This window comes from Congregibacter variabilis, from assembly GCF_045689235.1.
GTDB lineage: Bacteria > Pseudomonadota > Gammaproteobacteria > Pseudomonadales > Halieaceae > Congregibacter > Congregibacter variabilis.
Map to the genome: position 1 here is coordinate 2,980,983 of NZ_CP136864.1, position 19,158 is coordinate 3,000,140.

Annotated in this window: 22 protein-coding genes and 1 tRNA gene; 10 read left to right on the forward strand and 13 right to left on the reverse strand. The window is 54.3% G+C overall.

The window, feature by feature from the left end:
• Positions 1–43 precede the first annotated feature (43 nt).
• The gene (locus R0135_RS13290; RefSeq protein ID WP_407347345.1) at positions 44–1,987 is read left to right on the forward strand and encodes a DUF3604 domain-containing protein; all 1,944 of its coding nucleotides are present in this window, start codon (positions 44–46) and stop codon (positions 1,985–1,987) included.
• A 14-nt stretch (positions 1,988–2,001) separates the two neighbouring features.
• Complete coding sequence (locus R0135_RS13295) at positions 2,002–2,508, forward strand: DUF6265 family protein (protein ID WP_407347346.1); 507 nt, start codon at positions 2,002–2,004, stop codon at positions 2,506–2,508.
• 22 nt (positions 2,509–2,530) lie between these two features.
• Here the strand turns inward: R0135_RS13295 and R0135_RS13300 are convergent.
• Together R0135_RS13300 and R0135_RS13305 are read right to left on the reverse strand one after the other, a co-directional pair.
• Positions 2,531–2,604: transfer RNA gene (locus R0135_RS13300), tRNA-Gly, on the reverse strand.
• A 75-nt stretch (positions 2,605–2,679) separates the two neighbouring features.
• Positions 2,680–3,348, reverse strand: a complete 669-nt coding sequence (locus R0135_RS13305) for a tetratricopeptide repeat protein (protein WP_407347347.1) — start codon at positions 3,346–3,348, stop codon at positions 2,680–2,682.
• A gap of 363 nt (positions 3,349–3,711) precedes the next feature.
• Here R0135_RS13305 and ppk2 point away from each other — a divergent pair, with 363 nt between their 5' ends.
• A complete protein-coding gene (gene ppk2 / locus R0135_RS13310) occupies positions 3,712–4,491 on the forward strand; it encodes a polyphosphate kinase 2 (RefSeq protein WP_407347348.1) in 780 nt (259 codons plus the stop codon).
• On the opposite strand, the gene R0135_RS13315 is transcribed toward ppk2, so the two are convergent.
• Positions 4,488–4,922: a DUF2141 domain-containing protein gene (locus tag R0135_RS13315; RefSeq protein WP_407347349.1), complete on the reverse strand. Its 435-nt coding sequence runs from the start codon at positions 4,920–4,922 to the stop codon at positions 4,488–4,490. The two genes, ppk2 and R0135_RS13315, sit on opposite strands and share 4 nt — an antisense overlap.
• Entirely contained in the window at positions 4,901–5,107 is a 207-nt protein-coding gene (locus R0135_RS13320; protein ID WP_407347350.1) for a DUF1272 domain-containing protein, read from the reverse strand. Before R0135_RS13320 ends, R0135_RS13315 begins: the two co-directional genes overlap by 22 nt.
• A gap of 48 nt (positions 5,108–5,155) precedes the next feature.
• On the opposite strand from R0135_RS13320, the gene R0135_RS13325 reads away from it, so the two are divergent.
• The 6 genes from R0135_RS13325 to egtD all read left to right on the forward strand — a co-directional run bounded on the left by R0135_RS13325 (position 5,156) and on the right by egtD (position 11,134).
• Positions 5,156–5,710, forward strand: coding sequence for an outer membrane beta-barrel protein (locus tag R0135_RS13325; RefSeq protein WP_407347351.1), 555 nt, complete (start codon positions 5,156–5,158; stop codon positions 5,708–5,710).
• A gap of 42 nt (positions 5,711–5,752) precedes the next feature.
• Positions 5,753–6,493: an ATP-binding cassette domain-containing protein gene (locus R0135_RS13330; RefSeq protein ID WP_407347352.1), complete on the forward strand. Its 741-nt coding sequence runs from the start codon at positions 5,753–5,755 to the stop codon at positions 6,491–6,493.
• The gene (locus R0135_RS13335) at positions 6,490–7,962 is read left to right on the forward strand and encodes a glycine betaine ABC transporter substrate-binding protein (RefSeq protein WP_407347353.1); all 1,473 of its coding nucleotides are present in this window, start codon (positions 6,490–6,492) and stop codon (positions 7,960–7,962) included. The genes R0135_RS13330 and R0135_RS13335 overlap by 4 nt, the downstream gene beginning before the upstream one ends.
• Positions 7,963–8,164: 202 nt before the next feature.
• Complete coding sequence (locus R0135_RS13340) at positions 8,165–8,881, forward strand: PhzF family phenazine biosynthesis protein (protein ID WP_407347354.1); 717 nt, start codon at positions 8,165–8,167, stop codon at positions 8,879–8,881.
• Positions 8,871–10,127: an ergothioneine biosynthesis protein EgtB gene (gene egtB / locus R0135_RS13345; protein WP_407347355.1), complete on the forward strand. Its 1,257-nt coding sequence runs from the start codon at positions 8,871–8,873 to the stop codon at positions 10,125–10,127. The genes R0135_RS13340 and egtB overlap by 11 nt, the downstream gene beginning before the upstream one ends.
• A gap of 29 nt (positions 10,128–10,156) precedes the next feature.
• Entirely contained in the window at positions 10,157–11,134 is a 978-nt protein-coding gene (egtD, locus tag R0135_RS13350) for an L-histidine N(alpha)-methyltransferase (RefSeq protein ID WP_407347356.1), read from the forward strand.
• Positions 11,135–11,153: 19 nt separating this feature from the next.
• Here the strand turns inward: egtD and R0135_RS13355 are convergent, their stop codons facing one another.
• Positions 11,154–11,666: a DUF427 domain-containing protein gene (locus tag R0135_RS13355; RefSeq protein WP_407347357.1), complete on the reverse strand. Its 513-nt coding sequence runs from the start codon at positions 11,664–11,666 to the stop codon at positions 11,154–11,156.
• A gap of 78 nt (positions 11,667–11,744) precedes the next feature.
• Here R0135_RS13355 and R0135_RS13360 point away from each other — a divergent pair, with 78 nt between their 5' ends.
• Complete coding sequence (locus R0135_RS13360; RefSeq protein ID WP_407347358.1) at positions 11,745–12,503, forward strand: hypothetical protein; 759 nt, start codon at positions 11,745–11,747, stop codon at positions 12,501–12,503.
• A 4-nt stretch (positions 12,504–12,507) separates the two neighbouring features.
• Here R0135_RS13360 and R0135_RS13365 read toward each other — a convergent pair whose 3' ends face one another.
• The 8 genes from R0135_RS13365 to R0135_RS13400 form a co-directional block, all read right to left on the reverse strand.
• Positions 12,508–13,446, reverse strand: coding sequence for a 3-keto-5-aminohexanoate cleavage protein (locus R0135_RS13365; protein WP_407347359.1), 939 nt, complete (start codon positions 13,444–13,446; stop codon positions 12,508–12,510).
• An 18-nt stretch (positions 13,447–13,464) separates the two neighbouring features.
• Positions 13,465–13,974 carry a peptide deformylase gene (def, locus tag R0135_RS13370; protein ID WP_407347360.1) on the reverse strand — a complete coding sequence of 170 codons (510 nt, stop codon included), beginning with the start codon at positions 13,972–13,974 and terminating at the stop codon, positions 13,465–13,467.
• Positions 13,975–15,420, reverse strand: a complete 1,446-nt coding sequence (locus R0135_RS13375; protein WP_407347361.1) for a PucC family protein — start codon at positions 15,418–15,420, stop codon at positions 13,975–13,977. It abuts the gene before it with no gap.
• Positions 15,421–15,497: 77 nt separating this feature from the next.
• A complete protein-coding gene (locus R0135_RS13380) occupies positions 15,498–15,641 on the reverse strand; it encodes a light-harvesting protein (RefSeq protein WP_009024244.1) in 144 nt (47 codons plus the stop codon).
• A 10-nt stretch (positions 15,642–15,651) separates the two neighbouring features.
• Positions 15,652–15,804, reverse strand: coding sequence for a light-harvesting antenna LH1, beta subunit (pufB, locus tag R0135_RS13385; protein WP_008293020.1), 153 nt, complete (start codon positions 15,802–15,804; stop codon positions 15,652–15,654).
• 327 nt (positions 15,805–16,131) lie between these two features.
• Positions 16,132–16,842, reverse strand: a complete 711-nt coding sequence (locus R0135_RS13390; protein WP_407347362.1) for a hypothetical protein — start codon at positions 16,840–16,842, stop codon at positions 16,132–16,134.
• 107 nt (positions 16,843–16,949) lie between these two features.
• A complete protein-coding gene (locus R0135_RS13395; protein WP_407347363.1) occupies positions 16,950–18,176 on the reverse strand; it encodes an amidohydrolase family protein in 1,227 nt (408 codons plus the stop codon).
• Between the two features lie 2 nt (positions 18,177–18,178).
• Positions 18,179–19,156, reverse strand: coding sequence for an oxidoreductase (locus R0135_RS13400; protein WP_407347365.1), 978 nt, complete (start codon positions 19,154–19,156; stop codon positions 18,179–18,181).
• Between the last annotated feature and the right edge of the window lie 2 nt (positions 19,157–19,158).

The window sequence follows — 19,158 nt, forward strand, 5'->3', positions numbered from 1 at the left end:
GGCGTATATTAAATTTTCATTGCATAAGTCGCGGTAGTAAACGATGAATAAAAATAAAAACTCCTTGTTTCTGATTGGTGTCTTTACAGGTTTGCTTGTTGCTCAAGCGCCGGTATCAGCACAGCATGATGGTGGTACGGTACCTCCGGGTAAGGTCAGTGAGCTTTATCCCGGCAAAGTCTATTCACCCTACGCGAACCGCGCGTTCCCAAGCCAGGTGTATTGGGGGGAGACACACCTGCACACGGGCTTATCGTTGGATGCAGGTTTGTTTGGCAACACCACGGGTCACGATACGGCTTATCGTCTTGCTCGAGGCGAACAGGTGGTTTCTTCCACGGGCCAGCCGCTTAAGTTAAGTCGCCCTCTGGACTTTCTGGTGATCACAGATCACTCAGACATGATGGGCATTGCTACTGATATCCAGCGCGGCGCGCCGAATGTGCTTGCTGTTCCTAAGGGGCGCGAGTGGGCAGAGGGTTTTCAAACGGGTGGGCAGGCAGCGGCAGATGCGGCTTTTGACCTTATTGGTAACTTTTCGCAGGGCACAATTTCAAAAGAGCTGCTTGAGCAATACAGCCCCGGAGCGGATGTTTACAACAACCTGTGGGATGAGATTGTCGAGAAAGCCGACAGCTATAACGAGCCAGGTCGGTTTACTGCCTTCATCGGATTTGAATGGACGTCGGTACCCAAGGGCTTCAACTTGCACCGCAACGTTATTTTGCGCGATAACGGCGATCGCGCGTCGCAGGTTGTTCCCATGACTACATTACCGCCGGTGGGTAGCACGGATCCTCTTGATTTGTATAACTGGCTCGAAAACTACGAAAGCCAAACCGGTGGGCGTGCGCTGGCGATTGCGCACAACGGCAACTTATCAAATGGTTGGATGTTCCCCGTGGACAAGACTTATGCAGGTGGTCGCGTAAATAAAGACTATGTGACGCTGCGCGCTAAGTGGGAGCCGCTTTACGAGGTCACGCAAATCAAAGGTGACGGAGAGGCGCACCCTGATTTATCTCCCGATGATGAGTTCGCTGACTACGGTACCTGGGATGTGGGCAATCTGGATATTACTGAGCTTAAAGAGCCGGAAATGCTGCCCAGGGAATACGCCCGCGAAGCCCTCAAGCAAGGGCTTGCGCTAGAGAAGAAGTTCGGCACGAATCCCTATAAGTTTGGCATGGTCGGCGCTACCGATTCTCACACCTCTCTTTCTACGGCCGAAGAAGAGAATTTTTTTGGCAAGTCTGTGAGTGTAGAGCCTTCGGCTACGCGGGTGGAGCACCCCTTTGTGAAGTCTGCTTTGGGGGCTTTTGAGGGAGATATGTTGCTCGCCTCGGGTTATCAGGGAATCTGGGCAACGGAGAACACTCGCAAAGCCTTGTTTGATGCCATGGAGCGCAAAGAGACTTATGCAACCACTGGATCACGCATGGCCGTACGTTTCTTTGGCGGTTGGGATTTTGATGGCGATGATCTGCGAAGCCGCCAGCCTGCTTTCGTTGGTTACGAGAAGGGCGTTCCTATGGGCGGTGATTTGCATACAGCCCCCGAGGGCAAGTCTCCGACATTCATGGTGTATGCCCTGAGGGATCCCATCGGTGCAAATCTTGACCGTATTCAGGTTGTGAAAGGCTGGATGGATAAGCGGGGGAAACTGCAGGAAAAAGTCTACGATGTTGTTTGGTCCGATGGCCGCGAAATAGATGAGAACGGCAAGCTTCCCGCCGTAGGAAACACCGTGGATCTAGAGGCGGCCAACTGGACTAACACTATTGGCGCTTCGGAGCTTATGACCATATGGGAAGATCCGGATTTTGATGCGAACGAAAGCGCCTTTTACTATGTCCGTGTTCTTGAAATACCGACTCCCCGCTGGGTCCTGTATGACAAGGTCCGTTTAGGCGCGAATATTCCAGAGCACGTGGAGTTGGTGCATCAGGAGCGTGCGTACACATCGCCTATTTGGTATACGCCTTAACTAAAGAGATATTAATGAACGTTCTCGCCGAGGGGTGCCGGGTTTTTTGGCGCCTTCGACTTTACCCTCACACGCCTGTCCAGGCGCGTTTTGTGTTTTTGTGCCTGCTCTTAACGTGCCCCATACACACACGTGCGGAGGGTGTGGATTGGCTTGTGGGCTGCTGGGAGTCTTTTGAAAGCTACAGTAAGGAAGTCTGGGTAAAGAATCCTGACGGCACGCTGCTTGGCTTTAGCGCATCGATTGATGGAAGTGATATTGCGTTTTATGAGCTGCTATACATAAAAGAAGTGGGTGGCACACTGACCTATACGGCTCATCCGTCGGGCCAAAACCCCGCCACGTTCCTGGTTCAGGAGATGGGGGATAAGCGTGTTGTCTTTGAAAACCCCCAGCATGATTATCCGCAGCTCATTTCCTATGAATCGGATGGAACAGAACTGACGGCTGTTATCTCTGCGATGAATGGTGAAAAAGAGTTGGTCTTTAAACAACAGCGTTGTCGAAACGTTGCGGACTGACGAGCCGGCTCTGATTTTTAGCTGGAGCGGGTGAGGAGAATCGAACTCCCATATGCAGCTTGGGAAGCTGCCGTTCTGCCATTGAACTACACCCGCTTAACTCTGCATGTTCAAGTCTATAACACAGGCTGTGTATTGGCTCCTCGTTGATCCTGCGATGTAGTGGATCAGTCAGCCTCGCGGAATGCTTTGATCCAGCTCTCGCGACCGACGCTGCGCTTCCATTAGTTCCTCGTTCGTTAACTGGCTAATAAGCTGACTCCGGGCGTCGCGAGCCCGCAGGTCTCCCCGGGCGCTAGCCAGATTTAACCATACATAAGCATCCACGAGGCTCTGCTCCATCCCCCATCCGGAACGGGCCATTTTACCCAGCTCATGCATCGCCTCAGGAACACCGTTCTCTGCCGCTTGTTTATACCAATCTGCAGCAAGTGGGAAATCCTGAACTACGCCACGTCCAGTGAGGTAGGAGTTGCCCAGTTCGGCTTGGGCTTGCGGGTGCTGTTGCTCCGCTGATTTGAGAAGCAGTTTATGCGCGCTCCGAAGATCAGCGGGGTCACCCGTGTGATCGTATTGGCTAAAAAACTGTTTCGCCAGACGGTACTGGGCCAAAGGAGTGCCGTCACTGGAATCAGGGTCTAATTCATCGCCGGCGGCAACCGCACGATAGCCCGAAGCAAGGGACTGCTGGTTGTCTACGGCCCTGTCCCGCGTTTTTTGTAGCAGCAATTCATCCTCGGCCGAGCTGCCAAAAATGACCCACACAATTCCTACGAGCAGCGACAAACCGAGCGCACCCATGGTCGCCAGACTGCCAATCAAAGTTGTGTCGGCTGCCACAAAACGAGTACCACACTGGTTACAGCGATAGGCGAAGTAGAGCCGGCTTTTTCCGGTTTTACCCTTGGTCTGCTTTCGCGACTTGCGAATGCTGGGGCTTGAGCACTGCGGGCATTTAGCCATCTTGGATTAGGGTCGCCTGCATGGTCTGTCAAGGAAGGAGCTCGACGATAACTCGTCCGAACATGAATAATCGGGATTGTAGACGAGTTCAGAAAATATCCAAGGGCTCTTATCTGCTTCTGGCACCTGCGTGTTAGCTATTGTGGGTGAGCGCTCAGTATTCATCAGTTAGACTGGGGTGAAACTTTGAAGAAACACTGGTTCTGACACATCTGATTTTTATACCGGGAGCCTTGGCCTGTGAAACGTAAACATTATGAAGAAGAGCTTCGAGCGCTGCAGGCCGAACTGGTTGCACTGCAAGATTGGGTGAAGGCCACTGAACAGCGAGTGATTGTGGTGTTCGAAGGCCGAGATGCAGCCGGAAAGGGCGGTTGTATCCGGGCTTTAACTGAGCGAGTGAGTCCGCGTGTGTTTAGAGTGGTGGCTCTTCCAAAACCATCGGATCGCGAGAAGAGCCAGATTTACATGCAGCGTTATATCAACCACTTTCCTGCTGCCGGCGAAATCGTGGTATTTGATCGAAGTTGGTATAACCGAGCTGGCGTAGAGCGGGTTATGGGTTTTTGTACTGAGCAGCAGTCCCAGCGTTTTTTAAAGGACTGCCCGAACTTTGAAAAAAGCATGATTGTAGAAAGCGGCGTGATCTTTCTGAAGTACTGGCTAGAGGTAAGTCCAGAAAAGCAAGAGCGGCGGTTTGAGGATCGTATCCATGATCCGGTTAAGCAGTGGAAGCTCTCGCCTATGGATTTGCCGTCGCGGGAGCGTTGGTATGAATATTCTCGTGCTCGTGATGAGATGCTTGAAGCAACAGACACTGAGTATGCGCCTTGGTATATCGTGAACGCCGATGATAAACGCCGGGCTCGGCTAAATCTGATCCGCCACCTTCTGGATCAAATTCCCTATGAATCGGCAGACCATCCAATTATTGATCTGCCGCCTCGAGACAAGAAAGGGGCCTACGATGATGCTGCCAGCATCACGGACCGACGCTGGGTAAAAGATAGCTACGACTAGTTCAGTGTAATTTGGATATTGGTGTCACCTTCGATGATGAACATCGCTTCTTCGAACTCGGGCTCGCCCAGAACCTGAGGATTGTTACTGAAACCATAGCCCTCGCTGGGAATGCCCAGCATATTGCTATCGAGTTGTCCGTCATTATCTTCGTCGTGATAGAGCTTCACGGCGTAGCGGCCAGCTGGCAGGTTTGGAAATATGAGTCTTACCGTGGGGCCCGATACGCTGTCCTTGCCAACACTGATGGCTTTTGAGCTGTCTTCCCAGGCTTCAGCGGAGTCAAATATCGCCACCATCATTGTGCCGCCAAGACGTTCTATACCAACCACATCCACGATGAGTTGCTCTGCGCTGCTGTGCGTTGCCAAGAGTGTGCCCACGACAAATGCGGCGCCGGTTAGCAGGTTCAGTGGGTTTGAGAGCGACATGCCTTTGCCTCTTTTGCAGATGCCATACACCAAGGGTAGTACGGCTCGAGCGTTGATGCACCCCTAATACAGGCGCCCAGGAGGTTTTCGGCACAGAACGTACATTCATAGGAGCAAATGAATGCTTCATCAGTAAAACGCAGTTTGGCCTTGGAGCGATCACAGGGTTTTTTCATTTTCAACATGGTCGCTTCGCCTATACTTAGGAAAACTTTTTATGGAGAGACCGGCACTTGTTATATCGATCGAAAGTTACGTTTACCGCCGGATTTACCGGACTAGCCATTGTCCTGTGCCTTGGCGCCGCCACAGCGGCGCGAGCCGACTCGCTTTACGTGGGCGCAGGAGCGTACTTTACCGATGTCGAAATCACCGTCGGTGGTGAAGATGACATTACTCCGGCCGGCTTTATTGGTTACCAGTTTCTCGATAGTAATGTGTTGATGCTGTCTGCGGAGGTGGGCTACTACGACCTGGGGTCGTGGTCGGGAGATCTTGACGAAGTGAGTTACTCCGTGGACGCCAGTGCCCTGACTTTTGCGGGAGTAGCCTATGTTCCCGTAGGACCGTTCTTCGAGATCTACGCAAAAGCCGGCTTAGCGGCTGTTGAAGTGGAGACAAGGTTTGCTGATATGCCCCGGACTGATGACGATACCGAGACCTTCATCGGCGCAGGTGTGGCCCTGGATTTTTTCGACACCATTGATATTTATGCTGAGTATTTGCAATTTGATAATCAGATTGATTCCCAGATGGTTGGAGTGGGCATCCGTTTCGACTTTTTCTGAATTGCGTTTTACTGAAATGATCGGTTTGGCCAGGGCTGTCTAATGGGACTTATTGAGTTGCGCTCGGTAAGCAAATGCTTCGCTAAAGAAACGGTGCTCCACGACATCAGCCTTGAATTCGCAAAGGGATGTGTGACGGCTGTCGTTGGCGCCAGCGGCTGCGGTAAGTCTACGATCCTCAAGTTATGCAATGGTTTGCTGAAACCCGATGGCGGCGAAGTGCGTGCCTTCGGTGAGCCTCTGGATTATCAGCACATAGCGCAAATTCGTCAGCGCATGGGTTACGCCGTTCAGGGAACGGGGCTGTTTCCTCACCTGAGCGCTGCGGACAATATTTCTATTGGCGCACAGGTCGCCGGCTGGCCGAAGCAAAGGCGGAAAGACCGCATGGGTGAGTTACTTTCGCTCATGCACCTTGATGAAGCGCTCTTGCAGCGGTATCCCCATGAGCTCAGTGGTGGCCAGCAACAGCGAGTGGGCCTATGCAGGGCGATGATGCTGCGCCCGCAGGTGTTATTGCTTGATGAACCCTTCGCGGCTATCGATCCCATCACCCGGTTTGATATTCACCAGCAGTTACTGCAACTTCTTGCGGCCGAGCCTGTCACTGTTGTGCTGGTGACGCACGACATGCGCGAGGCGATGTTGCTGGCCCAGCAGATCGTGGTAATGGATAAGGGCGTAGTCCGGGTGAACGAGTCCACCGCAAAGCTGCATGCCCAGCAACCAGATCTGGAGCCCGAGGCCTTACTGCAGTCCCTAATGTCTAAGGCAACGCGGTGAGGCGACTGATCCGAAGCATGGTGCTTTTCATCGCTTTGTCAGCGATGCCCACGCTCGCGCAGCAGCCCATTGTTGTGGGTTCCAAGACCTTTAGTGAAAGCCACGTGCTAGCCGAGATCGCGGCACAGTATCTGGAAGCAAAGGGCCAAATTGTTGAGCGCAGAATGGGGCTTGGAGGCACACTCATTAGCTATGAGGCGCTTGTTCAAGGAGAGCTGGATATCTATCCCGAGTACACGGGCACACTGACGGGTGCCGTGTTCGACGATCCGACCATGGACGCGGCGGGCTTATCAGCAGCGCTGGCCAAGGATGATCTAGAGTTTTATCTGCGGCTCGGTTTTGACAATAGTTATGCCATTGCAATGCCCGAGGACCTTGCGGCGTCCCGGGGTATTACTCAGATATCTGATTTGGCAGAACACCCGGAACTTGTTGTGGGTTTTTCTCATGAGTTTCTTAATCGAGGTGATGGCTGGCCGGAGCTACAGCGCCGCTACGGACTCTCTTTGCGGCCCAAAGGTATTGAGCACGCTCTGGCTTATCGAGCGTTGGACGCAGGGCAACTGGATGTTGCCGATGCCTATACGACCGATGGCGATTTAGATCTCTATGGTCTTCGTTTGCTTGATGATGATCTCGAGTTTTTTCCTACCTATGACGCTGGCTATCTGATCCGACAAGACCTGCCATCCAATGTAAGAAACACTCTGAGTGAACTGGAGGGGGTCATTGATGAGCCGAAGATGCGCTCCCTCAACCGACGGGTGGCGACCGATGGTTTGTCGCCCGCGCTGGTGGCCTTCGAGTTTCTTCGTGATGAGGGTTTGGTCAACGACGCTTTGGAGCCCGCGGGCAGCGAGAGTCGTATTGTTTACAACACTTCCGTGCACCTTAAGCTGACAGCCATTGCCGTGGGCTTGGGGTGTTTCGTGGCGATACCCCTGGCATTGCTCGTATCACGATTGCCTCGCGTTGCTGGTGCCTTGCAGTATCTGGCGAGCTTGTTTCAGACCATACCGGCGTTGGCGCTACTTGCATTGCTTATTCCGGTGCTGGGTTTGGGTCAGACCACGGCAATCTTTGCGCTCTTTCTGTATTCGCTGCTGCCCATAGTGCGCAACACTCTGGCAGGACTTGCAGGCGTAGACCCGCTGCTTAAGGAGGTTGCACGGAGTCTGGGTCTGACAGCCACCCAGCAAATACTGAGGATCGAATTGCCGCTGGCTACACCGATGATTATTGCGGGCATCAAGACGGCGGCCATTATCAGCATTGGCACCGCCACGCTGGCCGCTTTTGTAGGAGCCGGCGGGCTTGGAGAGCCAATTATCACCGGGCTGAGCCTCAATAATCACCGGCTGATTCTGGAGGGTGCCGTGCCTGCGGCTTGTCTTGCCATAGCCACAGAGCTGGCTTTTAGCCTGCTGGAGCGTCGGTTTGTACCGGCGCATTTGCGGATTCGCTAGCGCCTTATGTTCTGAGCGGCAAAAGCTGTTAGGATTTTTACTCTGCCTTTGTGTTGCAGTTCGCGAATGAGCCTTAGCAAATAAAATTTGTCCACGAGAAGAAAGTAGGTTTATCGATCCAGAACTCGCAAGCTCCATCTTCTATGCATTCGCTGGCGGCGGAGGCTCTCTCCGTGATGCAATTCGAGGTAACCCCTGTCAGGTGAGCTTGCTTGGCGAAGCTCCCCGTAAGTCACCAAGCCCTGATTTATATACGCAGTGTCTTAGCTGGCCTATTGATGATGATGTTTGCGCGGTGCGCTGCTGGTCGCCCGCAGATACGCAGATAAAGTTGTGCGGTCACGGTTTACTGTGCTGTGGAGCGGCCTGGAGTGCCGCGGATCGGGCAGTAGGTCAGCTTGAAATGAACGGCCTGCGAGCCGCCTTTCATGCCGAAGGCGACAGGTTCTGGATCGGCCTTCCCTCCATTAGCTGTGTAGCCTGCCGTGTACCTCATTGGATTGGTGAGTTTTTCCCTGTACTGCCCTGGCGGGCCGCCGAGGCGGGCGATGAGAACGGTTACTTGGTGTTGGAGTGGCCCCAAGGCTTTGATTTACGCGCGCTTCCCATACCAGCCTATGCCTTACGTCGCCGAAGTAACCGTGCGCTCATAGTGACCTCGCGTGGGTCGCGGTCTTCGCCTGTTGACGTACAGCTACGTTATTTTGCGCCACAGCACGGCGTCCCTGAGGACACGGCGACGGGCTCGGCGATGCGCGTTCTTGCGACCTATTGGATGAACCGTGATCTCGATGAGCAGCTTACTGCGCAACAGTGCTCCCGCTACGGCGGAGAGTTACGCAGTCGTGTTGACGGTGAACTCACCTGGGTAGGTGGAAGAGTTCTAAATGCTAGTGGGGCACCTGCAAATGTCAGTTGAAGCCCTTCGTGACAGCTTTGTTGCTACTCGCAGGCAGTTTCTGACGATTTGTGAGCCTCTGGAGGTCGAAGACTATGGACTTCAGGCGGCTGAGTTTGCCAGTCCCCCAAAGTGGCACCTCGCGCATACCACTTGGTTCTTTGAGACCTTTTTGCTTAAGCAATTTCTGGGTGACTATGAACCTGTAGACCCTATGTATGAAGTGCTGTTTAACTCCTACTACAACGGTATTGGGGCGCAGCACCCCCGTGCACAGCGGGGTTTGTTGTCGAGGCCCTTGCTCAGCGAAGTCCTCAGCTATCGAGAACACGTCGATAAAGCCATGTTGTTACTGCTTGCTACGGCATCCGTGCACGAGGAATGCGAAACGATACTCTCCAGAACAGTATTGGGCATTGAGCACGAACGTCAGCATCAGGAGTTGTTTTTTACTGATGTTAAATATTCTCTGGGTGCCAATCCGCTGTATCCGACTTATCGTTCTGAGGTCTGCACAGCCAACGAAGCGCCCGGACCCCTGCAATGGACGAAGTTTGAAGGCGGATTGATAGAGATTGGCCACAACGGCAAAGGTTTTTGTTTTGACAACGAGCAGCCTCGCCATCGGGTTTATATTGAGCCCTTCGAAATCGCCAACAGATTAGTGACTAACGGCGATTATCAGGATTTTATTGATGATGGCGGCTATGAGCGCCCTGAGTTTTGGTTGGCTGATGGCTGGGCCACGGCGCAGCGTGAGCATTGGACGGCTCCCTTACATTGGCATGAGCGAGAAGGGGAGTCTGTAGAATTTACGCTGGGCGGATTAAAGACTCGCTCCAGAGCAACCCCCTTATGCCATGTAAGTGGTTACGAGGCCGACGCCTATGCGCGTTGGGCTGGCGCACGTTTACCCACCGAAGCGCAGTGGGAGCATATGGCGGAGCAGACTAAAGGTAGTACAGCGCCGCGTGACATCAATGACGCCCATTTATTGCATTGCCATCCTGAGTCTGCAAAGGGCGGCGGCCTGGAGCAACTCTACGGCGCCTGCTGGCAGTGGACGCAAACTGCTTACAGCCCTTATCCCGGCTTTGCGCCTTCGACGGGAGCGATTGGCGAGTACAACGGCAAGTTTATGAGTAATCAGTGGGTGCTTCGCGGTGGCTCCTGCGTAACACCGTCGAGTCAGGCTCGACCTGGCTACCGAAATTTTTTCTATCCGCAGGATCGCTGGCAGTTTAGCGGCATACGTCTTGCGCGATAGATGCATTGAATAGAGGTTTTTCCACAGCTATGAATAAGTCCTTGGGCAATGTCAGTCGCGTCAGCTTTCGGGATGAGCACCCGGATCTGGGCGATGGTCGCGCGGAGATTCTTGCGGGGCTCCAGTTGCCGCAAAAAAGCGTTAATCCCAAGTGGTTCTACGATCAGCGGGGCTCTGAGCTCTTTGATCAGATTACGCGTTTGCCGGAGTACTACCCGACACGCACCGAGAGCATGATTCTTAACGACAACCGCGCGTCGATTGCGGCTAACTGTGGTGACAACAGTGTGTTTATCGAGCCCGGTAGTGGCTCCAGCGAGAAAGTGCGGATTTTGCTCGAGGCAGTGCGCCCCGCGGTTTACGTGCCCGTTGATATATCGGCGGATTTTCTTCATGAGTCGGCCAAGACGCTAGGGGATGAGTACCCCTGGCTGGACATCTTTGCGGTTTGCGCCGATTTCAATGCAGGTTGGGAGTTCTTGAGTGAACTGCCCTCGGCTCGGCGCGTGGTGTTCTACCCCGGGTCCACCATCGGCAATCTTGATCCGTCACTGGCGCAGGCGTTTCTGCGTACTATCGCATCGCTGGTAGGCAAAGATGGTGGTGTTCTAATTGGCGTTGACACCCATAAGTCGACGGAACGTCTGGAAGCTGCCTACAACGATGATGCCGGTGTCACAGCCCAGTTTAATTTGAACGTCTTACGACGTATGAATGCTTTACTCGATGCTGATTTTGATGAGGCCGCCTTTAGACACCGTGCTTTTTATAACGAAGATTTGCGGCGTATCGAAATGCATCTGGTGAGTGAGTTAAACCAACAGGTGGAGTGTGCTGGGACGATCGTTGATTTTAAAGCGGGGGAGACGATCCACACGGAGTGTTCCTACAAGTACGGTCTTGAGGATTTTGCTTCGCTGGCTACTTCCGCCGGGCTGGAAATCATAGAGACCTGGCAGGATGAGGAAGGTCTTTTCGGGGTGCATTATTTGCGCAGTACCGCATGATTGCTGCTGTCAGCGCTCGCTACCAATGACCGGTTCCCGGCTCGCCTTTAAAAGGGCCTGCCAGGCGGTCGGTAATCCAGCCTCCGTAAAACTCGCCAGCCTGAGGTCGTACGCGCTCGGAGTTTACCCAACACTCAATGCGCGCCGGATAAAAAGAGGCGTGCCTGTCAATGGCGGCAAAGCTTGCAGAGGGGTTAGCGTAGAGCCAGGCTACGGCGAGCCCCTGCGGATCATCAGCTAGCGCAAAGTAACTAGCCTCGCCCTTCCACTCGCAAAAGCTGCGACTGGCAATTTTACGAAGCCGATGCCAATCGATATCGCCCTCTGGAATGTAATAGGTCGGTGGACTGGCTGTCTCCAGTACTCGAAGCGCGGCGTGCGTGCTCGCGATGGGACGATCCACCGAACCCACCACTACAAGCTCTTCTGTTGGCACCAGTTTTGGCGGACGCGGATAATCCCATACCGATTCCTGGTCGGGACCGGGAGGGATCGCAAAGTCGGGGCGTTGTTTGCCGGTATGTTTCCACATAAACTCAGTTTAGTGGGATTCTCGCCGCGCTGCGATGTGCTGCCGCTATTTGCTTCTCAAATGCGAGGGATCGACCTTATGCAAGGTAGTACATCAGTTAGAGATCGATTTTTCTTTTACTACGCGCTTGTCCTTCTGGCGATCGTGCTGGGAGGATTTGCACCCTCGTTTTTTGCGCGATTTGCTTTTGCTCAAGAGAGTATGCCTTTTTATCTGCACCTGCATGGTGCCGTGCTAACCGGTTGGTTTGTATTGTTAGTGACACAGGCTTTGTTGGTTCGCAATGCGAATACTGCACTGCATCGGCAGTTAGGCCGGTTTTTTGTCGCCTACGGCGTAGTGGTTGTGGTTGGCGGATTAATGGCGACGCTTAACTTTGTGCCGCGGGAGCTGGGCCATGGCACTACCTTTGATATGGACATGGCAGAAGTCAATCCTCAGCAGGCTGTGGGCATACCGTTCTTAAGTTTTGCCACGACCGTCGTTTGGATAAATATCGGCTCCGTTGTGGGTTTTGCGCTGCTTTTAGCCTTGGCCGTTTTCTCTCGAAAGAAGGCCGATGCCCATAAGCGCTTTATGTTGTTTGCTTCGGCATCGATTATCTCCCCTGCCTTGGCACGTATCTCTCGTATGGTTTTTGACACGGAGCAGGGGCCAATGATCCCTCTGGGGCTGTTACTGTTGATGTTGGCAATAGTGATCCATGATTACTGGCAGCAGAAAAAGCCACATCGAGCCACATTGGTTTCTATAGGGATAGTCGTTGCACTCCATGCTATCGCTGGAGTGATCGCAATTAGCCCCTTGGGTCGGGCCTTTGTAAAAAGCCTGGCATGAGGGTCTAAGCTGAAGCTTGGGATTGCTGTGTGAAGGCGACGGGAAACGTTGGTAGCTTCAGCATTGCAGCCGCTTCTGTGGGCGAAGCAATAGGGCGGTCGTAGCGCGCCGCGATGTCGGTCACTTCGCTCACTAGCTCTACATTTGTCGGTGTGCGATCTCCGGCATAGGGTTCCAGACCGACCTGCACGTGCCCACCCCGCTGTATCGCCGCTTCGGCCAGACCGCAGCCTACGCAATCAGCACCAAAGCTTGAGACCAGCCACGGTACATCCCAGTCTCCGAGCATGCCCAGGTATGCATCCAGACTGGTTGCGGTGGGCGGCATGCCGAAGGGAAGTTCCTCCGACGCAAAATACAGTTTGATCATGCTTCCCGGTGGAAGTTTGTCCGCGCGGTGGTATGCAAGAACAAACTTGAGAAAGCTGGGCTCGAAGATGGAGATGCTCAGACCAATGTTGTGTCGCCGGCAGGCCTCCACGTAGTAGCGAGAGTCCGTCATGTCATTGCGATAAAGATATTCACTGGGCGCAAAGAGCCCGTCCTCATCCAGCAGTGACAAATTGAAAGTGCCGGGATCCACGAGACCTTGAGCCAGCAAGCCCTCGCGTGCCATCTCTTCGACATGCTTGTAGCGCGTTTGCACGCCAACGCCTTCCTGGCCCACGGGCATGGTCGGCGTCAGAATTGCGTCGGGACGAATTTTTAGCAGCCGACGCCAGGGTCGTGCGTAGCGCTCCGTGTCCAGTTCGCCGCAGCCACCAATAATGGGTTCGTCGGTATGGTTGTGGATCAGTGCTGCGCCAGCCTCCATGCACGCCACCGCGTCGGCGACTATCTCGTCATCACTGTAGGGCACGTTAGGGTTTAGCGCCTTGCTGGCTGCCCCATTGAGTGAGGCTTCAATAATCAGCGGTTTACCCGCAACAGGCTGGAATGACATAGGTTTTCCGTGTCTTGGTTAGGCGGCCTGTGCTTCTCGGGCATTGCGTTTCGCCGCAATTTTCAGGCGTAGCTTTTTAAACCATGATAGTAGATCTATAAAAAGCACGCCTTCCAGATGGTCCAGTTCATGTTGCACGCAGACCGCATGCATGCCGTCGACATCGAGCTCAAAACTTTCGCCATCAAGGTTTTGCGCGCGAACTTTTAAACGCGTTGCTCGAACAACGTTGCCCTCGATGCCAGGCACCGACAGGCAGCTTTCTTCCACAAATCTTGGTGTAGATTTTGAAATGACCTCGGGGTTGATGTACAGCTGGGCGCCGTAGTCGTCGTCAGGCACATTGACCAAAATAATGCGTTTTGAGATGCCGGCCTGGGGTGCGGACAGGCCAATGCCGCCAGTCTCGCCAAGGGTGTCGAATAGATCACCGACCTGCCCCTGAAGTGCTTCATCGAACACGGTAACGGGCGCGGACTGTTCCCGCAGCCGTTCATCCGGCATTTCGATAATGTCGAGTATGGCCATCTAAAGGGCAGGCCCGGTTGCGATGCTGCCAGCGTCCGTAGCGGGACGTGTACGAAGCAGCGGCGCAATCAGTATCAGAGTGCCGAGCAGCAGTGCTATTTCTATGGCATAAACCGTCATATAGCCGCTGGCGCTGGCGCTGGCGCTGGCACTGGTGGAGGCTCCGGTCAATGATGAGGCTTCCAGCGCGTTAACCAGATCGCGGATGATGCCCGACAGCGCTACGCCAATGCCCGCAGCCGTTGCCTGCACGGCACCCCAGGCGCCCAGAGCAAGCCCGGCTTGTTCCCGGGGCGCGCGGTTCATGGTTGATGTCAGCGTGCCATGTCCAAAGAGCGCGCCGCCAAAACCTATCAGGAAGTTGCCCGCCACAAACAGCCAGGGGTTGAGCAGCGGTGCCGCAGTAATCACCAGGGCAAAGGCGGGTAAACCGATGAACGCGCCGATGCGTGTGGCGACATAAGGGTCCATGCCTTCGCTAATAGCTTTGGATGCTGCGCCGAAACCAGTAAGGCCGCCCACAGCAAAGAGAGCGGTCAGCAGTGTGGTAGAGCTGACAGAAAGATTGAGCACGTGGCCGCCAAAAGGCTCGAGTAAAATATCGGCCATACCAAAGGCCATGGTGCCCATGCCGACAATAGCTAGGCGACGAACAGTGTGTTCACCCTCACAGAATTTCTGCCAGGCGTCTTTGAAGCTGGGGTCTGGTGCAACGCTGACTTCGCCCCGCTGGGGTCGGCGAACTTCTTGTTTCCAGACGGCGGTAACGTTGAGTACCAGAGTTAGCAAGGCGGTCATCTGGATAACCTGTACCAAACGGCCAGGGCTGAAGTCCATGAGTACGGTGCCAAAAATGAGTGCGCTGACCATCATGCCGACCAGCAGCATTACGTACATAAGTCCCACGACCCGAGGGTGGGACTCCTGGGGTGCCAGGTCGGTTGCCAGCGCGAGCCCGGCGGTCTGTACCGTATGGATTCCAGCTCCGACCAGTAAAAATGATGCTGCGGCGGTAATTTGACCAACCCAGGGCGAGACATTGCCAGACATCCCTTCACCGGCAAGGACCAGCAGCGCAAAAGGCATGATAGAAAATCCGCCAAACTGTGCGAGAGAGCCCTTCCAGACGAAGGGTACACGCCGCCAGCCCAGCGCACTTTGGTGATTATCTGAGCGAAAACCTATCAGTGCGCGCAGGGGTGCAAAAATGAGAGGCATGGCCAGCATGACACCTACGATGGACGCAGGAACGTTCAGCTCCACGATCATCACACGATTGAGCGTGCCCACCAGAAGCACCATAGCCATGCCGACGGAGACTTGAAACAGCGAGAGACGTAATAAGCGGCGCAGCGGAAGATCAGGCGTCGCCACGTCCGCGAAAGGCATGCAATGGGGCCCCAGAGAGGACCACATAGAAATGAGTTTGCGGTTGAGACGATTCACCGGCACTCAATCCTCAGAAATAAATCGGGGCGACCTAAGCCGCCCCAGAAGGTTTTACTACAACCGCCGGAGCGATCTTAGCCGCCCCAGAAGGCTGCGAACCAGGTAGTGTTGTTCAGAATGGCAAAGTGCACAGTCAGTGCAATTACGGCCACGCCGCCCAGCATCAATGGGATTCCAACAGTAGGATTCACCACGGTCCAAAGTTTTCCGTTATTCATGGTTTACTCCTTAGCCCAACCAGGGGGTTAGTGTGTACGCCAAGGCGTGCGCCACGAGTGCGATTACAAAGAACACACGCGTACCATCGATGATGTACTTGTGTACTTCCTCAGATTCCCTAATGGTCAAGCCGGTCGGGAAGACCTTTTCTCCATTTTCCACTTTAGCTACTCCGTTACCTATCACAGTGATGGCGGAAACAGCTGCGGATAAGGCAACTTTTCCCGTACAGATCAGACTAGGAAGTCGCACAGATATTGTCAAGGTTATTTGGCACCAATAAGTGTAAACAAAAGTTTACACATTGGCAATAGGCGGTGCCGCCTTTTTTATCTCGTAGGCGTTTTTTGCGATTCGACCCCGCTGAGCCTCTGATTCGGCGAGACAGACGTCGAACGCCGGGAACGACGATCCGCGTAAATGCGCGATGAAGCAAAAAAAAACCGCGCCCCAAACGGGACGCGGCCTAAATGGTCTAGCTTGCCTGGTTTAACTGAGGTAATGCTCGCGCTTGGATAACAGAGGAAGTCCCAGCATTGACGAAAACGGTGTACCGCTCTTGCTCTTAAGCGATATGCCAAAGGAAGACGCTTTGCCCTCCAGGCGTTCGCTTTTGACAGGGAGTCCAAGCATGGATGAGAGCGGCGTGTCGTTGCTGCTCTTGATCTTCCAGCCTACCAACGACGAAAAGGTGAAATCGGGAGCCAGCGGCTTGAACCACTGTGAAAAATGACTCAGACCGTCCTGCTGGGTATCAAAGCCGAAGGCTTCTGACATTGTGCCATTGACCAGCACGGGGAGACCGAGCATGTTCGACAGGGGAGTCGCTTGCTCGCTCAGCGGAACAAATGGCTCTGGCGCTGGTACATGTGAGTCTGAAAGAGGCTTGTACTCGTCCAAAGTTACTTCGACCATGCGTGAGGCGATAAAGGGAGGTGTCACGGCTACCAGCGCTCGACCTTCGGTCAGTCGCTGCATGTAAAAATCCGCGTGCTGACCGAGCATGCTACCGATACGTACGGCTTTGTTGACCATGTCTGTGGGGTTAGCAGTCTCAGTTACGTCGCCTTCATGCTGAATGGGAGCCTTAGGGCCCTCCATCAACGCAATATCGTCACTGCTATAACCAAGTTCTACCAGAGCATTTACCGCGGCACGTGCTCGACCTTCATCATCATATAAACGCGCTATCACCAACATGAGTTGACTCCTTATTTTCAACTTTTCTTGTCTTTCTCACCAAACATACGCCGACTTTTAAATATTGGACCGAAGTTAGACAAAATAAATTTTTTGTCAAAAAAATGTCAGCTAGCCAAGTCAGGAAGCAGAGCCATCGCATTATCCCGAAGGATCGCACTTCGGATCGCCATTCGCTGCGGGCTGTCTGTGCAGATCAGAACTTTAGCCAGCGTTGCGCCTAGGTGATACCAGGGCCAGTCCGTACCAAATAGCAGCCGCTCGCCGCCGGTCCGGGCGATGATGGTGTCCAGGCTCGTGACTCCCTGGCCATGGATTCCCAGCCAGGCATTTTGATGTGCAAGCGCCAATTCCAGCATTCCGGCACTGTCGCGGGCACCCGCGTGGCCCAAAATGACCTGCAGCCTAGGGAAGTCCCGCAGGACTTTTGCGTAATGCCTGGGTACGGCGTATCGCTGACTCGACTCTGGTTCAATGCCCGCGCGACCGCCGTGGAAGAAGATCACCATTCCCAGTCGCTGTGCCTCTTCATACAAAGGCATCATGCTTGGGTCGTCGGGGTAGAAGCGCTGCACGGTTGGATGCAGTTTGACGACGCGAGCGCCGGTTGCTGCGTATTGATGCAGCTGCTCTACGCGATCAGGGTCTTGTGGGTGCACTGAGCAGCCCGCCATCAAGCGGTCACTTATGTCAGCGCTAGAGATCGCCGCTCGCCATTGCTCGGTGAGATCATCACCAAAAGGCAGGCCCAGTTTTATGGGCAGAACAAGGGAGTGTTGTACTCGCATGCAGTCCATTTCGGCGATGAGATTGGGGATCGTGTGGCTGCGAATGACCTCGTTTCCCCATAAGCCCTGCGTAGTGAGTACTCTTTCGTTCTTGCTCAGTGCCTCTGGAGAAAAATTCCCGTTGATATAGATATCCAGGTCCAGCTCGCTCGGCGGGGCGGTTCCATCACAGTCCAGCAGGTGTCGAACCCGGGGTGTCGAGGCCTGTAGGTCCAGCTCCGGTTTAAAGAGTATCGACATGCCCAGGTGGGCGTGGACATCAACAATTCCCGGAAGGCTGTCATCAACACAGATTAGGTTGCCGGCATCATTGAGCTCGAACCACGGTAGCGAGGCCAGCCCGCGATAACCTGCGTAGCGTTGCTCACCGTAGGGCCCCTTTCCTTTTCTAACCGCCTCGTCCAGTTGCTGCTTGGCCAGTTGGTCGATATCTGCCTGGGTGTATCGCCCCGGGGCTGGCTCTTCACTGCACCCGCTTGTGCTCACCGCTGCAATACCGCCGGCGGCAATCCTCAGAACCTGCCGGCGGGATAGACCTGCGTTCACAATCAGGCTGCCGAAACGCCGGTGAGTAACTCTGATAAGGCCCAGAGTTTGCGCGCTTCCTCGGCGTCTACCGCATGAGCATCAACCCCTTGATAACGGGCGGTATCGCTACCCACTTCGGTGCTGTTGGCGATGTTGCAGTCTTCGCAGTACACACCACCGTGTCCCTCCAGGTCTGGAGCCGTGGCTGCCCAGACTGTGGTGGCAGCACCCTGTTCGGTATTTTTAAAAATTGCGTTCACCGTGCCGGCTTCATCTATCCATCCCATGGCAATCATTTCTTCTTTGGGTAGATGACGCTGCAGGGGCGTCATGATGCCTCCCGGGTGCACAGCAAAGGCGCGAACATTATCGGACCGGCCCCGCGCATCAAGCTCAACCGCAAACAGGCTGTTGGCGGTCTTAGCCTGACCATAGGCAATCCACTTGTTGTAATCGTCCTTGGTAAACATGAGGTCATCCCAACGAATCGGCGACAGCTTGTGTCCGGTAGATGACAGCGACACCACTCGGGCGCCGCCGTTTGCGGCCAGCGCCGGGTACAAAAGCAGAGTCATCGCAAAGTGCCCCAGATGATTGGTAGCAAACTGCGCCTCCCAGTCCTGAGCCAGGCGCGTTTCGGGGCAGGCCATGATCGCGGCATTGTTAATGAGAATATCAATACTTTTGCCGCCGTCTAAAAAGCGCTGGGCAAAGACCTTTACCGATGCGAGGTCACCAAGATCCAGCGCATCGACCTCAATCTTGCCAGGTAAATCCGCAAGTGCTGCTAACTCAGTAAGGGCATGCTCGGGACGTCTTGCCGGCACGAGTACCGACGCCCCCGCGGCGGCAAGCGCGCGGGCGGTCTCCAGGCCCAAGCCCGAATATCCCCCGGTAACCACAGCAAGTTTGCCGGTCAGGTCTACACCGGCGATAACCTCGCTGGCGCTGCTGTCTTTGTTGAAGGCGGACGCTATCGCTAGCTGTGGTGTGCTCATGC

Excerpts from the sequence above, each read along its gene's own strand:
- egtD (WP_407347356.1), top strand. The coding sequence starts at position 10,157 with ATGAATAAGTCCTTGGGCAATGTCAGTCGCGTCAGCTTTCGGGATGAG.
- R0135_RS13390 (WP_407347362.1), bottom strand. The coding sequence starts at position 16,842 with ATGTTGGTGATAGCGCGTTTATATGATGATGAAGGTCGAGCACGTGCC.
- R0135_RS13330 (WP_407347352.1), top strand. The coding sequence starts at position 5,753 with ATGGGACTTATTGAGTTGCGCTCGGTAAGCAAATGCTTCGCTAAAGAA.
- R0135_RS13315 (WP_407347349.1), bottom strand. The coding sequence starts at position 4,922 with ATGTCGCTCTCAAACCCACTGAACCTGCTAACCGGCGCCGCATTTGTC.
- R0135_RS13380 (WP_009024244.1), bottom strand. The coding sequence starts at position 15,641 with ATGAATAACGGAAAACTTTGGACCGTGGTGAATCCTACTGTTGGAATC.
- R0135_RS13320 (WP_407347350.1), bottom strand. The coding sequence starts at position 5,107 with ATGTTGAAAATGAAAAAACCCTGTGATCGCTCCAAGGCCAAACTGCGT.
- R0135_RS13290 (WP_407347345.1), top strand. The coding sequence starts at position 44 with ATGAATAAAAATAAAAACTCCTTGTTTCTGATTGGTGTCTTTACAGGT.
- def (WP_407347360.1), bottom strand. The coding sequence starts at position 13,974 with ATGGCCATACTCGACATTATCGAAATGCCGGATGAACGGCTGCGGGAA.
- R0135_RS13400 (WP_407347365.1), bottom strand. The coding sequence starts at position 19,156 with ATGAGCACACCACAGCTAGCGATAGCGTCCGCCTTCAACAAAGACAGC.
- R0135_RS13355 (WP_407347357.1), bottom strand. The coding sequence starts at position 11,666 with ATGTGGAAACATACCGGCAAACAACGCCCCGACTTTGCGATCCCTCCC.
- egtB (WP_407347355.1), top strand. The coding sequence starts at position 8,871 with ATGTCAGTTGAAGCCCTTCGTGACAGCTTTGTTGCTACTCGCAGGCAG.
- R0135_RS13295 (WP_407347346.1), top strand. The coding sequence starts at position 2,002 with ATGAACGTTCTCGCCGAGGGGTGCCGGGTTTTTTGGCGCCTTCGACTT.
- R0135_RS13365 (WP_407347359.1), bottom strand. The coding sequence starts at position 13,446 with ATGTCATTCCAGCCTGTTGCGGGTAAACCGCTGATTATTGAAGCCTCA.
- R0135_RS13360 (WP_407347358.1), top strand. The coding sequence starts at position 11,745 with ATGCAAGGTAGTACATCAGTTAGAGATCGATTTTTCTTTTACTACGCG.